The 14,179-nt window shown below is 59.4% G+C and carries 12 protein-coding genes; all 12 read right to left on the bottom strand.

The genetic code is table 11. From position 1 onward, the window contains the following. Positions 1-296 precede the first annotated feature (296 nt). Positions 297-1,367, bottom strand: a complete 1,071-nt coding sequence (locus ACEWQZ_RS09940) for an MraY family glycosyltransferase (protein WP_476482936.1) — start codon at positions 1,365-1,367, stop codon at positions 297-299. A 2-nt stretch (positions 1,368-1,369) separates the two neighbouring features. Next, positions 1,370-3,001, bottom strand: coding sequence for a hypothetical protein (locus ACEWQZ_RS09935; protein WP_476482935.1), 1,632 nt, complete (start codon positions 2,999-3,001; stop codon positions 1,370-1,372). Next, on the bottom strand, positions 2,998-4,404 hold the full coding sequence (locus ACEWQZ_RS09930; protein ID WP_476482934.1) for a hypothetical protein: 1,407 nt from the start codon (positions 4,402-4,404) through the stop codon (positions 2,998-3,000). Before ACEWQZ_RS09930 ends, ACEWQZ_RS09935 begins: the two co-directional genes overlap by 4 nt. Positions 4,405-4,472: 68 nt before the next feature. Beyond that, positions 4,473-6,656, bottom strand: coding sequence for an adenylyl-sulfate kinase (cysC, locus tag ACEWQZ_RS09925; protein ID WP_476482933.1), 2,184 nt, complete (start codon positions 6,654-6,656; stop codon positions 4,473-4,475). Continuing rightward, the gene (locus ACEWQZ_RS09920) at positions 6,656-7,087 is read right to left on the bottom strand and encodes a four helix bundle protein (RefSeq protein ID WP_476482932.1); all 432 of its coding nucleotides are present in this window, start codon (positions 7,085-7,087) and stop codon (positions 6,656-6,658) included. The genes cysC and ACEWQZ_RS09920 overlap by 1 nt, the downstream gene beginning before the upstream one ends. Before the next feature lie 52 nt (positions 7,088-7,139). Next, on the bottom strand, positions 7,140-8,042 hold the full coding sequence (gene cysD, locus ACEWQZ_RS09915; RefSeq protein ID WP_476482931.1) for a sulfate adenylyltransferase subunit CysD: 903 nt from the start codon (positions 8,040-8,042) through the stop codon (positions 7,140-7,142). A gap of 295 nt (positions 8,043-8,337) precedes the next feature. Beyond that, on the bottom strand, positions 8,338-9,456 hold the full coding sequence (locus tag ACEWQZ_RS09910; RefSeq protein ID WP_476482930.1) for a glycosyltransferase family 4 protein: 1,119 nt from the start codon (positions 9,454-9,456) through the stop codon (positions 8,338-8,340). Next, positions 9,453-9,902, bottom strand: a complete 450-nt coding sequence (locus ACEWQZ_RS09905) for an asparagine synthase-related protein (RefSeq protein ID WP_476483181.1) — start codon at positions 9,900-9,902, stop codon at positions 9,453-9,455. The genes ACEWQZ_RS09910 and ACEWQZ_RS09905 overlap by 4 nt, the downstream gene beginning before the upstream one ends. 298 nt (positions 9,903-10,200) lie before the next feature. After that, a complete protein-coding gene (locus tag ACEWQZ_RS09900) occupies positions 10,201-11,298 on the bottom strand; it encodes a glycosyltransferase (RefSeq protein WP_476483180.1) in 1,098 nt (365 codons plus the stop codon). A gap of 32 nt (positions 11,299-11,330) precedes the next feature. Further along, complete coding sequence (gene wecB, locus ACEWQZ_RS09895; RefSeq protein WP_476482929.1) at positions 11,331-12,404, bottom strand: non-hydrolyzing UDP-N-acetylglucosamine 2-epimerase; 1,074 nt, start codon at positions 12,402-12,404, stop codon at positions 11,331-11,333. Positions 12,405-12,578: 174 nt separating this feature from the next. Further along, the gene (locus tag ACEWQZ_RS09890; protein ID WP_476482928.1) at positions 12,579-13,769 is read right to left on the bottom strand and encodes an O-antigen ligase family protein; all 1,191 of its coding nucleotides are present in this window, start codon (positions 13,767-13,769) and stop codon (positions 12,579-12,581) included. A gap of 73 nt (positions 13,770-13,842) precedes the next feature. Next, positions 13,843-13,992 (bottom strand): transposase, encoded by a 150-nt coding sequence (locus ACEWQZ_RS09885; protein ID WP_476482927.1) that lies wholly within the window; start codon positions 13,990-13,992, stop codon positions 13,843-13,845. Positions 13,993-14,179 lie beyond the last annotated feature (187 nt).

The following is a 14,179-nucleotide window of genomic DNA, read 5'->3' as shown; positions in this document are numbered from 1 at the left end:
GAGATCGCTCCTACAACAACAACCGCCACCGGAACCGTAGGAGCGACCTCCAGGTCGCGAAGCCAACACCCGAACGGAGCTGATCGCGGTCTGGAGACCGCTCCCACATCAACAACCGCCACCCGAGCCGTAGGAGCGACCTCCAGGTCGCGAAGCCAGCGCCCGAGCAGAGCTTTCGCGATCTGGAGATCGCTCCTACAACAACAATCGCCACCGGAACCGTAGGAGCGACCTCCAGGTCGCGAAGCCAACACCCGAACGGAGCCAATCCCGATCTGGAGGCTGCTCCTGCGGTACTACCGGCGCCGCCGGCGCAGCAGCTTCATGATTCGCCAGGCCCGAATGGAACACAGATACTGGCCGACAAACACCGGCACCAGGCCCACAAACAGCCAGTGCTCGGACCAGCCCTGCTGCCAGCCCACAACGCCGATCAACCCGAAGGCGGCCATCACGCCGATCAGAATCCAGACCGTGGTCGTGACCGAAACGCCGGAGCGCAGCAGCACATGGTGCAGATGCTCGCGGTCGGCGGTGAACGGACTGCGCCCCTTCATGATGCGGCGAACATACAGCGTGACCACATCCAGCACCGGCAGCACCAGAATCCAGGCGATTGAGATCGGATAGATATCCACCTGCTCTACCTGGCCGAGATATACCGACAGCCAGGCCAGGGCAAAACCCAGCATCATGCTGCCCGAGTCCCCCATGAAAACGGTGGCGTGTTTTCGGCCGGGCAGGCGCAGGTTGAAGCACAGAAACGCCACCACAGCTGCCAGAAGCACGCCAGTCACGCCAAGGAAAGATCGACTCGCGCCGCCCAGAATGCCGGCGGCCAGCAGCATGGCCAGTGCAACCGCCGTCAAACCGCCCGCCAGGCCGTCGCTGCCGTCGGCCATGTTGACGGCATTGATCAAAAGCACCGTACAAAACACGGTAAACGGAATGGCCCACTCGCCCAGCTCGATCGGCTTGATGCCAACCAGGTCACCCAGCGACCCGACCTGCACCACGCCCCAGGAGGTCATCAACAGCGCTGCGATGATCTGCGCGAACAGCTTGGCGCCGGGCTTGATGTCGATGAGATCGTCGATCACCCCGACCATCAGCAGCAGCCCCATGCCGGCCAACAGGCTGGCAAAGGGCCGCAACGAGGCCTCGACCAGCATCAGGGCAATGCCGAAGCCGGCAAACATGGCCAGCCCGCCGATCATCGGCACGGCGCAGGCATGGCGCTTGCGCCCGCCCGGATGATCCACCAGGTTGATCTGATGCGCCGGCGCGCGCAGAATCGGCACCGCCAGCAGCACAATGAAAAAAGCGGCCCCCATTGCCGCCACGATATTCCAGGTCAACGCCCCCATGTTCAAAGCATCTCCCACGCTGCATGCCCCTCTTGCTCGAGCAGCCGCCGCGCCAGAAAGAAGGGCGGCGAGCCATCGAGGCTCAATTCTACCAGACCCTCGTCGGCTTTCACGGGCAGCAGCCGGGCCGAGGTGACACCCACACCCCGGGCATCGAGCGGGCGAAGCCGAACCAGATACTGACCGGCCTCGTCGACACGAAACGCCACGTCGATATGGCCGGCCTCATCTACCGGAACATACGCCTCGCGCCACGCCCAGCGGCGCGCGGAATCGTCCTCGCTGCGCCGATAGACTTCCAACCGCACCCAACCGCCCCGGCGCCCGCCGACCAGATCAAGCCGCATCCGCCAGATGCCCGAGGCAAGTTGCCGGGTATACGGCAGCTCGACCAGCCACGGCTTTTCGCCTTCGCGCAGACGCAGAAAGCCTTGATCACAAGGCCCTTCAACGGCCAGTTCGCTGCAGGGCGCGAGCTCGGCATGGCGCCCGGCGACTGCGGCCAGATCAAGCGTGCGCGTCGCGCGCTGCGGTGCCGACTGCACCCGAACGGGTCTTTCCTTCAGCGCCTCATCCAGATGAACCAGCGCCAGCACATCATTGGAGCGAAGCCGGCGAAGCCAGCGCTTACTGACGCGCTCGCGGCTGATGACCGGCTGCGGCAGCGCAAAATACCTTGCGCGGTAGTGCGTAAATTCCGAATCCCCAAAGATGACCACCCGCCGCCAGGGATCGTCCAGCCTGGTTTTCAGATCATCGACAAACGCGAACACCGCACCGTCCATCTCGGTGCGGCGTTTTTCGCCGGGACTCAATCCGCTGAACTGTGCCACTGCCGCCGCGTGCCGCTGCCAGAGCGTGATCTGCCAACCCAGATCCAGCACCAGCCAGGCCAGCAAAAAGGCGCCGCCAGCAGCCGTCAGCGGCCGTGTGCCCCGGCGCAGCTCGGGCCAGAGCATCAGCAGCCCCAATATCAAGATGGCCCAGAGCCCGGCAACGACCACCGGCGCCACTCGCAAGGGGCGGAAATCGGGGCGATTATGATTGATGCTGCGCTGCGTCCATTCGCCAGTACTGACCAGGCTGCGCAGCAGCAGCCCCTGCAGCTCCAGAAATGCCGGCCGGGCCTGGTGCAGAACGGTGGACTCGATTTCCAGCCCCGGCTCCAGCCCGCCAGTAGCGCGCGCAACCACATGCTCAACCCGGCCCTCATGCAGCCGCAGCCGCTTGACGCTGACGTGGGCCACCTGCTCATCAGCCCACTCGACCGGCAGCGTTTCGGCCCGGGCCGGGCTGCTGCCCTGCCCCAGACCGAGGCTCAAGGAGTGAAAACCACCCAAACTGGCCAAGTGCACCGTGACCGACTCAATGTCATCAGCGGAAACAACCACGGGCAGCCTGGCGGCGGCTATCGCCTGGGTCCGGTAGCCCGGCCCGGTCATCGCAAAACCATGGTCAGTCGCTTGCCCCTCGCCGGTGACCATCCACCAGGCTTCGCCGGGTATCTCGACGGGCGTCATCACCTGCCGGTAGTTCTGCCCGTACATGAACCACAGGCAGAATGCTCCCCAAAGCAAGATGGCCGAGCCCGCGGCGGCCAGAAACAGGCGAATCAACAGCTGCCGTGAACTCATGGCAGCGCTTCTCGCAGCGACCCGCCGGCCCGTTCCAGCCGGACCGCAACCAGCCCGGCCAGAAGCGCCATGGCTGGCACCAGATGAAGCAGCAGCCGATTGACGCTGCTGCCGCCAATCACCGCATCGCCAAGCGTGGTGACGGCAAACATGCCCACAAGCGCCGTAAAACACAGGGCCACCGCCATCCAGATGCCCAACAGCGCTCGTTGGCGACCATCACGCCAGCCCAGCCAGAGCCCCAGCACCGCCGCTGGCGGCATCAGGTACCAGAAAAAGTGCCAATTGTCGTAAACGAACAGATGTCGCAGAAGATCGGGCCACATCACCACCTCTTGCCAGGCCGCCATGGTGATCCGGTGGGGCCAGACCAGACCGTCCGCGTCGAATCCGAACTTTCCAAGCGTGCTCAGTCTGACCGTCATCTGCTGCCACCACAGAAACAGCACCGCGGCAAGGCCGAGCAAGGCGCCGGCCAGCACCACCCAGCGCAGCCGGACCCAGGCACAAAGCATACCCAGCACGATCAGCGGCGCCCACAGCAGGCTGGTCTCCTTGAACATCAGCGTGCCGGCCATCGCGCTCAGAACAACGATCAGCAGCAGCGGCTGGTTCCGCTCTCTGGCCAGCCCGGCAGTGGCCAGCGCAATCAACACCAGCACCCCGATCCACAGGTCGCCGTAGCCTGCCAGCACCATCTGGACATTCAATATCGGCAGGGTCAACAAAGCGGCTGCGGCCAGAACAGCCAGTAACAAACTGCCGCCCGCCAGCCGCAGCGAACCGGCCAAGACAAACCCGGCCGAGGCACCAGCAAGCGGCCAGCCGACGTTCATCAAGGCATCGTCCCAGCGCCCCAGCGCCTGCGCCTGCCACAGCTGGGTCAAGCCGATTCCGGGTGGATGGCGCAGCCCACCAGAGCTCCAGGCAGACGCGGCGGACTGAAACCAGCGCCCGCCGCTGGCAAACACATCCAGCTCAGGGTGAAAGAACCAGACCTTGGCATGGTTGCCATAGGCATACCAGGCATCCCACGGAAACAGCGGGCGCTGAACCACCTCGACCACCACCCCGAGCCAGCGGATGCCAAGCCAGATGAGCAGGCCGGCAATCAGCCAGCGGGCGGCATACCCTGTGCCGGGCCAGTCGCCACCGTGGCGATGAGCATCAGCGAGCGCCAGGGGCAGCCGGCGTCGCCAAGCCACCAGACCAAAGCCCGCCGCCAGCAGCGCCTGAGTGGCTGCATTCCAGCCAAAGTGCAGGCCTAGACCCAGGCGGTCCAGGCCGATATAGCCGGCCACCACGCCCACCATCCCCAGGGGAAAGGCCATGCCGATCACGGCCAGGCGATAGCCCGGCCGTGGCGTCTGCCAGCAGGCACAAACAAAAAGGGCCCCCGTCACAAACGGGAGCCCCAGCGCAAACAAGATTTTCGCCGTGTCTGCCAACATCGCGAATCAAACCGGGGAAGTCAGTGCAGTATACCCTTGTGTTGCATGAACTCCAGGATCTCATCCACCGACTCTTCCACCGACAGCTTTTCGGTATCCAGGGTCAGCTCAGGCTGCTCCGGCGGCTCATAGGGCGAGTCGATACCGGTAAAGTGCTTGATCGCCCCGGCCCGGGCCTTGGCATACAAGCCCTTGGGGTCCCGCTGCTCGCAGGCTTCCAGGCTGGCGCTGACGAACACCTCGATGAATTCACCCGGCTCCATCAGCTCGCGCACCAGCGCACGATCCGATCGAAACGGCGAGATGAAGGCAGTAACCACCACCAGACCCGCGTCGGCCATCAGCCGCGCCACCTCGCCGATGCGCCGGATGTTCTCGACCCGATCTTCGTCGGTAAATCCGAGGTCGCTATTGAGCCCGTGACGAACGTTGTCGCCATCGAGCAGATAACTGTGGTGCCCGCGCCGGAACAGCGCCTGCTCCAGCGCGTTGGCCACCGACGACTTGCCGGCGCCCGAAAGGCCGGTAAACCAGAGCACGGCCGGATGCTGGCCCTTCTGGCCCGAGCGCTGCGCCTTGGTCACCTTGTGCTCGTGCCACACGACATTCTGCGACTTGTCGGCCAGGGTGTCGGTAACCGGCCGCACGATCATGCCGGCGCCCACCGTCAGGTTGGTGACGCGATCAATGATGATGAAAGCGCCGGTATGGCGGTTGCGCTGATAGCTGTCGAAAGCCGCCTGGCCGCTCAAGCGCCAGCGCACCAGACCAATCCCGTTCAGCTCGAGGCGGTCAACGTGATCATGCTCCAGGCTGTTGACGTCGATTCGGTGGTGCACGCTCTCGGGAATGGCCGACTGCGTCTTCGGCCCCATCTTGATGTCGTACTGGCGCCCGGGCAGCAGCGGCGCATCGGCCATCCAGACCACGCGCGCATCCAGGGCTTCGGCCACCCGCGGCCGCTCCTGCGGATGCACCAGCAAATCGCCGCGGCTGATATCGATCTCGTCGGCCAGCGTGATGGTCACCGCCTGCCCCACGCGGGCAGAATCCAGGTCACCGTCAAAGGTCACGATGCGCTCGACCGCGCTCTGGCGCCCCGACGGCACCACCATCACCGGATCGCCAACGGCAATCGCGCCGCCCGAAATCGTGCCGGCAAAGCCGCGAAAATCAGAACTCGGGCGATTCACGTACTGCACCGGCAGACGAAACTCGCCCAACGCCTCACCGTCGGCGCGATCTCCGGATTGTGAAGCCTCACCCGAAACATCCGCGGCCTGGAGGCCGCTCCCACCCTCCAGAATTTCACTGTAGGAGCGATCTCCAGATCGCGATCCCCCAGCCGGATCGGAGCCCATCGCGGTCTGGAGACCGCTCCTACCCTCCAATTCATCGCCGTAGGAGCGATCTCCAGATCGCGATCCCTCAGCCGGATTGGAGCCCATCGCAGTCTGGAGACGGCTCCTACCCTCCAATTCATCGCCGTAGGAGCGATCTCCAGATCGCGATACGCCCAACCCGGAATCCGCCTCCTCCAGCGCCTCGATCACCGTCGGCCCATCAAACCAGGCCAGATTGTCGCCACGGGCAATCACATTGTCACCGCCAAGAGCCGCCACCGGCAGGCACAGCACCTCATCCAGCGCCAGCTTGCCGGCAAACTGTCGGTATTCAGCACAAATGGACTCGAATCGATTGCGGTCGAAATCCACCAGATCCATCTTGTTCACCGCCAGAATCACCTGCCGAATTCCCAGCAGCGAAACGATGAACGAATGCCGCCGCGTTTGCGCCTGCAATCCCTTGCGGGCATCCACAAGAATGATCGCCAGCTCGGCCGTGGACGCCCCGGTGGCCATATTCCGCGTGTACTGCTCATGCCCCGGCGTATCGGCAATGATGAACTTGCGCCGGGCGGTCGCGAAATAGCGGTAGGCCACGTCGATCGTGATGCCCTGCTCACGCTCGGACTGCAAGCCGTCGACCAGCAGCGCCAGATCCGCCGCATCCCCCTGCGTGCCCCATTTCTTCGAGTCGCGACCAACCGATGCCAACTGATCCTCGTAGACCTGCTTGGAGTCAAACAGAAGCCGCCCGATCAGGGTTGACTTGCCATCATCGACCGAGCCACAAGTGATGAAGCGCAGAAGATCCTTTCGGGAGTCTTCGGCGAGAATCGTCTCTATATCGGAAACAGCCATCAGTAGAGCTCTTGGTGAGAGTGTGAAGTGTCAGAACAGTGTGAAGTGTTCAGTGTGAAGTGTGAAGTGTCGTCCTTCACCTTGGCACGTTGCTGTTGAGCAAGGCTGTGCAGCATTGAAGATATTTCCTTTAATTCCATGATTAGTTCATGAGCGCTGTCGCCAGGCACCATTTCTGCTCGAGCCGCAATGTAAAGCTGAGTTCGCAACTCCGCTGCCGAGCCACGCGCAATATCCAGAAACCGAGCAAAATCCCGAGGCGCACTCCGCTCAGCCCCTTCAGCAATATTTGAAGAAATCGAAACTGCCGCCCGCATCATCTGATCCCGCAAGCCCCACTCCCGCGAGCCACGAAGCAACGAACAAACTTCCACCGCCACCCGACACCCCTTCTTCCAGACCTCCAGATCCTCAAAAGAAAAATAGCTCATCCGCAACCTCCACTTCACACTTCACACTTCACACTTCACACTTCACACTTTCTTAAAAATACCCCTCGATCTTCTTCTGCTCCATCGAGGCCCCGGCATCCTGATCGATGGCCCGCCCTTGCCGCTCGGAGTTGCGCACCGAAATCGTCTCCTCGATCACCTCCAGCAAAGTGGTCGCGCTGGACTCGACCGCCCCGGTCAGCGGCCAGCAGCCGAGCGTCCGGAAGCGCACCATCCGCATTTCCGGCTTTTCGCCGGGCGCGAACGGGAAACGCGCCTCGTCATCGACCATCAGCAGCAGCCCGTCGCGCTCGACCACCGGCCGCTCGGCGGCAAAGTACAGCGGCACCATCGGGATATTTTCGGCGTAGATGTACTGCCAGATATCCAGCTCGGTCCAGTTCGACAGCGGAAACACCCGGATCGACTCGCCCTTGTGAACGCGTCCGTTATAGATATTCCACAGCTCCGGACGCTGGTTCTTCGGGTCCCACCGGTGATTCCGGTCACGAAATGAAAACACCCGCTCCTTCGCGCGCGAGCTTTCCTCATCACGCCGCGCCCCGCCAAAAGCGGCATCGAAACCATGCTTGTCCAGCGCCTGCTTGAGCGCCTGAGTCTTCATGATATCGGTATGCACCTTCGAGCCATGCGTAAACGGCCCCACCCCCTGATCAACGCCTTCCTGATTGGCGTGGACCAACAGCTCCATGCCCACCTCGCTCACCATCCGGTCGCGAAACTCGTACATCTCCCGGAACTTCCAGGTGGTATCGACGTGCAGCAATGGAAACGGCGGCGGTGAGGGATAAAACGCCTTGCGCGCCAGGTGCAGCATCACCGACGAGTCCTTGCCGATGGAATACAGCATCACCGGGTGCTCGAATTCCGCTGCCACCTCACGGATGATGTGGATGGACTCCGCCTCCAGCGCTTGCAAATGCCTGCTGATCATAAAATCTCGCTCAAAAACTAGAATTCACCTGTAGGAGCGACCTCCAGGTCGCGATAAAACCTGACCGAAGCCCATCGCGGTCTGAAGACCGCTCCTGCATCCAACTCCTACCGTAGGAGCGACCTCCAGGTCGCGATAAAACCCGACCGAAGCCCGTCGCGGTCTGAAGACCGCTCCTACATCCAACTCCCGCTGTAGGAGCGACCTCCAGGTCGCGATTCATCCACGCCAAGGCCGCCCCGACCACGCAATTGCCAAGGAACAACACGGCCAATCATGCCGCGCCACCCCGAAGTTAGCGTAAAACCTCTTCGACCACTTCCAGATAGCGGTCAATCACGATTCGCTCATCGAACTCCCTGAGCATCTTCTCTCGGCCCTTCAATCCCATTTTCACCCTGTCGTCGGCAGACAAATCCATCATCATACGCATCTTGTCCGCAAGATCGTCCGCATCCCTGGGGCGACATAAATAACCATTTACACAATCGTCTACCACCTCGCGGCAGCCAACAGCATCGGTGGTAATCAACGGCCGTGCCATGCTGGCTGCCTCCAGCAAGGATCGTGGCGTGCCTTCACGATAATAGCTTGGCAGCACCACACAATCCGCTTCTGTAATCACGGGCCGCACGTCATCGGTACTCCCCAGGTATTGGGCAACGCCTTCGGCTTCCCACTGTTCGACCGTGGTCTTGTCAATTGCCGTGCGATTGTCCGCACCAAGAAAGCCCAGCAGCCGGCACTCGACTTCTCTCCCCTCGGCACGCAGCTGGCGACATGCCTCCACATACTCGCCAATCCCCTTGTCCCAAAGCAGCCGGGCGGACAGAAGAAAACGGAAAGAGCCCGCGGCTCTTTCATTGCTGACCGGCATGAATCGCTTCGTATCCACTCCCGAGCCCGGCAATTGCTCGGCTTTATCCGCCGGCGCCAGCCCACGATCCAGAAACATCGCCATGTCGTCAGGGTTCTGAAAGAACACTCTGGCCGCGCCGGCCAGGCCGCTGGCATACAAACGCCGCACCAGACGGGTAAGCCACGTGTCATGGATAAACGCGGTACCAAGGCCTGCGATATTGTGAATCGACGCTATTCCGAGCACACGGCAGGCCAGCCCGCCATAAATGTTGGGTTTTGCCGTATATCCAAGATACGCAGCAGGCCGCTCCCGACGCAACACGCGCAGAAGCCGCAGAAACAGCGCTGAATCCTTCAAGGGATTGGTGCCGCTATTGTCCATGTCCACCGGCATGAAACTCGCCCCGGCAGCCTCCAGCCGCGCTGCATCATCGCCCCAAGGCGCTACCGCTACAACCTCGTACCCCGCTTCCTGCAAGGCCCGTATCAGATTCAGGCGGAAATTGGCCAGATACCAAGCCGTATTGGCTGCGATCAAGACCTTGCCTGTCATGTCACCTTCCAGTGTTCTTTCCAGGCCTGAAACATCAACACACCCCACAAGTAATAATGCCAGCGTCGCTTGCCCAAGGCGTGCTCTTGCCACATTCGTCGAATAGGCTTGGGATCAAAGAAACCCTCCTCACGCAGGCGCCTTTCATCGAGAAGCTCCTCGGCCCATTCACGCAAGGGCCCGCGCAGCCAATGCTCGATCGGCACACCAAACCCCATTTTCGGACGATCCATAAGCCGTTGCGGCACGTAGCGGTACAGCACCTGGCGGAGCAGCCACTTGCCCTGCCCATCGCGAACCTTGTACTCGGTAGGCACAAGGCAGGCAAACCTCACCACCCGATGATCCACCAGCGGGACCCTGTTCGGCTCGCTTAAGGGCGCCGATGATCTGATCCTCGCTGTACTTGCTCTTTCGCATGATGACCTCCTGGTCAGGACCGTCATCATGCCGTAATTCCAGTTATCTGGTGGACCGATTTTAGGGGAAGTGGACACTCCGGCAACCGCTCGGATTGAGAGACTGGTATCCGGCTTGGTGTTGCGCTGAATGGATCTCTGCCGCCCCTTTAGCTTGGGAAACCAGTTCAATATAGATGGTGGCGCCTGGCGGCGGGGAAACGAGAATCAGGAGACGCCGACACGCCAACGCCAGGCCAGCTACGTCGCCGATCCAGACCTCGCTATCGTCTGGGCCATAGTCAAAGCCGACGACCCGGGCTGTTTGGCATGCCTCATGAATCCGTCAATTCCCACATCGCACAACAGCGCTGCCAGTGAGCATGTCAACCACGTTTTGCATACAAGAGCGCTTGTCGATGTACTGCTGTGCCTCAGCCCTCACCTCGCTTCTCGGCACGTTTGCAACCTGATTTGCAAATTCAACAATCTCACTTAGCTCGACACGCCCATATCGATAATAAGAAAAGCCATCGGGGATGGCAGCATCCCGGTGTCCTGAGAAAACCGGCACTCCCATCGCAAGCATTTCCCTGACTTTGAGAGTCGCACCCTCTTCAAGCCCGCCTCGGTACATGGCCAAGGAGCCTAATCCAATATGGCAGCGCAGGAATATCGCTCGATATTCATCGGCAGATATAAGGCCATGCACTATTAGTCTGTGACGCACCAGCTTTCTAGAAGCGCGCTCCACTTGCGCTTTGAGCACTTCGGAAAGATGGCCAATCAGGTGGAGCGTTATCGGCTTAGTGCGCTCTCCGTTCGCCGACTCACGTTCGAATCGCTCAAGCAGAATATCGAGACCATGCCAAGGAGAGAACCGACCACAAAGGAAAGCAAGCTCGACGCGATCTTTTGATCGCTGGTCAGCAACGATATTTACATCGGCAACACAAATCCCGTTGGGATACACACCCGAAGGTAACCTAGGATCGACACCCCGGTTGGCAAGCTGGTATCTCCGGATCTCGTCTGTCACGCCAAGCAAGCCTCGCGCAGTCCGCACCGCGGCACGACCCGTGATGCGCTCAAGCCATGAAGCTGCAAGCCCCTTCCAGTTTCGACGTATCTGCCTCAACTCCTCCATCTCCTTGGAGTGGTGTACCGTGACTCGATTGCGAACCCAGCGCGCAAAAAGAAACGCGAACGGATCGAATGACATATGCCTGACGAGAACCACATCATAATCCGTAGCATGTTTGAGAAGCCACACCCAAGCATAGAGCTTTCTAGAAAACACGCCCCGAAACCCGAAAGGAAGTTGTTTGGCAAAACAAGCATCATTCGCTTGCACCGTCAGGGCCACCGTATGCCATGCCGCACTATCTAAACTTTGAGACTCCCGCCGTTCAGCTTCAAGTTGCTGCCGCTGCCCTGGAGACATGCGGATCACTGAAAGATGCAATACACGCACTGTCACAAACCCAGTTGTCGGACAATTTGGTGAGCAGCATCCCCCTCGCCATACGGGGAACGCGCTTCCTTAACTCCGACACTGGCATGTGCCAACGCCTGTGCAATATCGGCTGAGCACGGCGGAGCTAGATGGTTCCAACCCAACTCTACCAGCTCCACCCATTCGGTCTCATCCCGCAGAGTCACGCACGGCACGCCGTGGAAGTATGCCTCTTTCTGCACACCGCCGGAATCGGTCGCGATGACATGAGCATAGCGTTCGAGCATGACCATGTCGAGGTAGCCGACGGGCGGGATAACCGTAAGCCCATGCAGCAGGTGGGTGAGCCCGAAGGCTTCCAGCCGAGAGCGAGTCCGGGGATGCAGGGGCAGGACAACCGGCCAATCCGATAACACCCCAAGCAGGCCGCGGAAGATGGCCGCGAGCCGCTGGCGATCATCGGTGTTTTCTTGGCGGTGGACGGTAGCAAGCACATATCCCCCGCGATCAAGTCTGTGTCGGTCAAGGACGTCGCTACGCTCGTCCGCCAGACGACCATAGTAAAGCGCGGCGTCGTACATCACGTCGCCGACCTGACGAATACGGATGTCCGGTATGCCTTCCTCCCGAAGTCGAACAGTCGCTGTGTCGGTAGGAGTAAACAGCAGATCCGCGAGATGATCGGTCACGATCCGGTTTTGCTCCTCAGGCATACGGCGGTTGAAGGAGCGCAAGCCTGCCTCGACGTGTGCCACTGGGAAATGCAGCTTGCTGGCCGCCAGTGCCCCGGCCAGGGTGGAGTTCGTATCGCCGTACACCAGCACCCAAGTCGGTCGCTCCGACTCCATTAGTGGCTCAAGCGCCTGTAGCATAGCGCCGGTCATGACCCCGTGACCGCCACCATGGATACCCAGGTGGAATGCGGGCCTAGGGATCTCCAATTCCGCGAAGAAGACATCGGACATATCCTCATCGAAGTGCTGGCCTGTATGGACGATCGCCTCGTCAATTCCGGCCTCTGCGAAGGCGCGGCTAACGGGAGCCGCCTTGATGAACTGGGGGCGGGCGCCGAGGATGGTCATTATTCGGGACATGGGGTGAGGTTCTCTCCTGCCGTTCGAAAGGTAAGTAAAGCAGTGGCCAATCGCCCAGCAAGGTCGCCACCCACTGCGCCGCAGCGAGGGGCTGGAACACCACAAATGGCTAGACTAAGTTCATAGAAGAAATCCACTACCAATGCCATTATAAGTATCTCAACCTAAGCGCAATCACCGCACATATCTCTCAGTCGTTATCAGATACCCTATCAAAGAAAAGTATAACCCGGAAATAAGCAAATTGAACACAACTATACTCATTGAATTAATAAACACGAACGCAGTAACAGCTAGCCCTATAGAACGCGCCTCATTTCGTTTTTGAAAAAACGTGTAGCAAACTGCCAGAAACATGAAGATATATATAGATGCGTAAATTAAACCACCCCGAACTAAAAAGTAGATGAACTGATTATCGGGCGTCACCGATGAAACAAACTGCGGCGGGATAACTACTCCTGCGGGGTGCTCCACAAACACAGCAATGCTCTCTTTCCAAGCGGCTAACCTTTCGGTAACACTACTGTCAGCAATAAACATACCCGGGTCTACCATAGATAAAAATCTAGTTTCTAGGTGAGGCGACGAAACCATAAGCCAGATAAACAGAAAAGCGAACGGAGTAACAGCGCCCACCACCTGCCAGCGTGCCAATAGGTGCCAGCCGTTAGCAGCAATGTACACCCCGATCGAAATCGCAAGAGCCAACAAGCTTGCGCGGCTTCCCGCCACACTCATAACGTAAAGAGAAATTGTTATAAGAATAGCGGACAGAAGTCGACCGTAACTCTCACGAAAAGTTAGAACATACCAAAAGCATAAGGCTGCATAAAAGCTGTTAATATTCGGGTCTGGCCACACGCCTACTGGCCGACCATACAGAACTCGTCCAGCCCAGAGGTCTTGGGTATTTCGTGAAACAAGGCTTGATATCTCACTAAGACCCAAAAAATTAATTTGCTTGTTCATGTGAAAGAACGAGAATAACGCAGTCAAAATGAGAAGAATCGCTATCGCACTTCTTGTTATTCTCTCGTCTGTATATTTACCTAGAGAAAAGAAGAGGATCGGCACAAAGACGAACGCTGGCAGGCCACCTAACCACCGTACGTTTCCGAACCACATCACAGAAAGAAGAACGTATACGGCTCCAACTACCCCATAACAAAGAACACCCAAGTGGCCCACAGTAGGCCGCTTGAACTCTAGAGGCATAAACACTAGGAGCGCAAAAGGGGCAAGGATACTTATTACAGGGAGTGGCTGCCCCATGAAAAAGACATAAGTGTAATAATGTGATAACAGCAACAAAAAACACGCAGCTGCGATCCACCTATACAAACTGTTTTCTTTAATAATCAACTTTGGCATCCAAAATGAAACTGGCTTTTCACTGATTCGTATGGGTAACAGTTATTTCCAGACCGCCTCTGGATTAGAGATCGAGGTCACGCAGGTAGAAGCAGATCGCAGCCATAAATCGTTCCTTGTTTCTGCACCCGCGGGCGTCGCGCTGGGTCTTCTGGATCATGGTGTTGAAGCCCTCGGCTCGGGCATTGGTCGCGCCGATGACTATGATCGTCATGATGTCCTCAAGTACGACGCTTGCCCGGCTCGAACCGCGAGCGGAAGTAAGCGTTCATTCCCGACCGTTACTGGTCGATCCACTGCACGTCTGATACAAGCGGCTTGCTGGCGAAGTGCTCTTTCCACAGCCTGGGCGTGAGCTGCTCGACTTTGCTGGCCGGGTGCTGACCTACGCGCTGGAGCAC

Source organism: Wenzhouxiangella sp. YN1, from assembly GCF_056324145.1.
The sequence above is the reverse complement of the archived record's forward strand: the minus strand, read 5'-3'. Positions and strand labels throughout refer to the sequence as shown.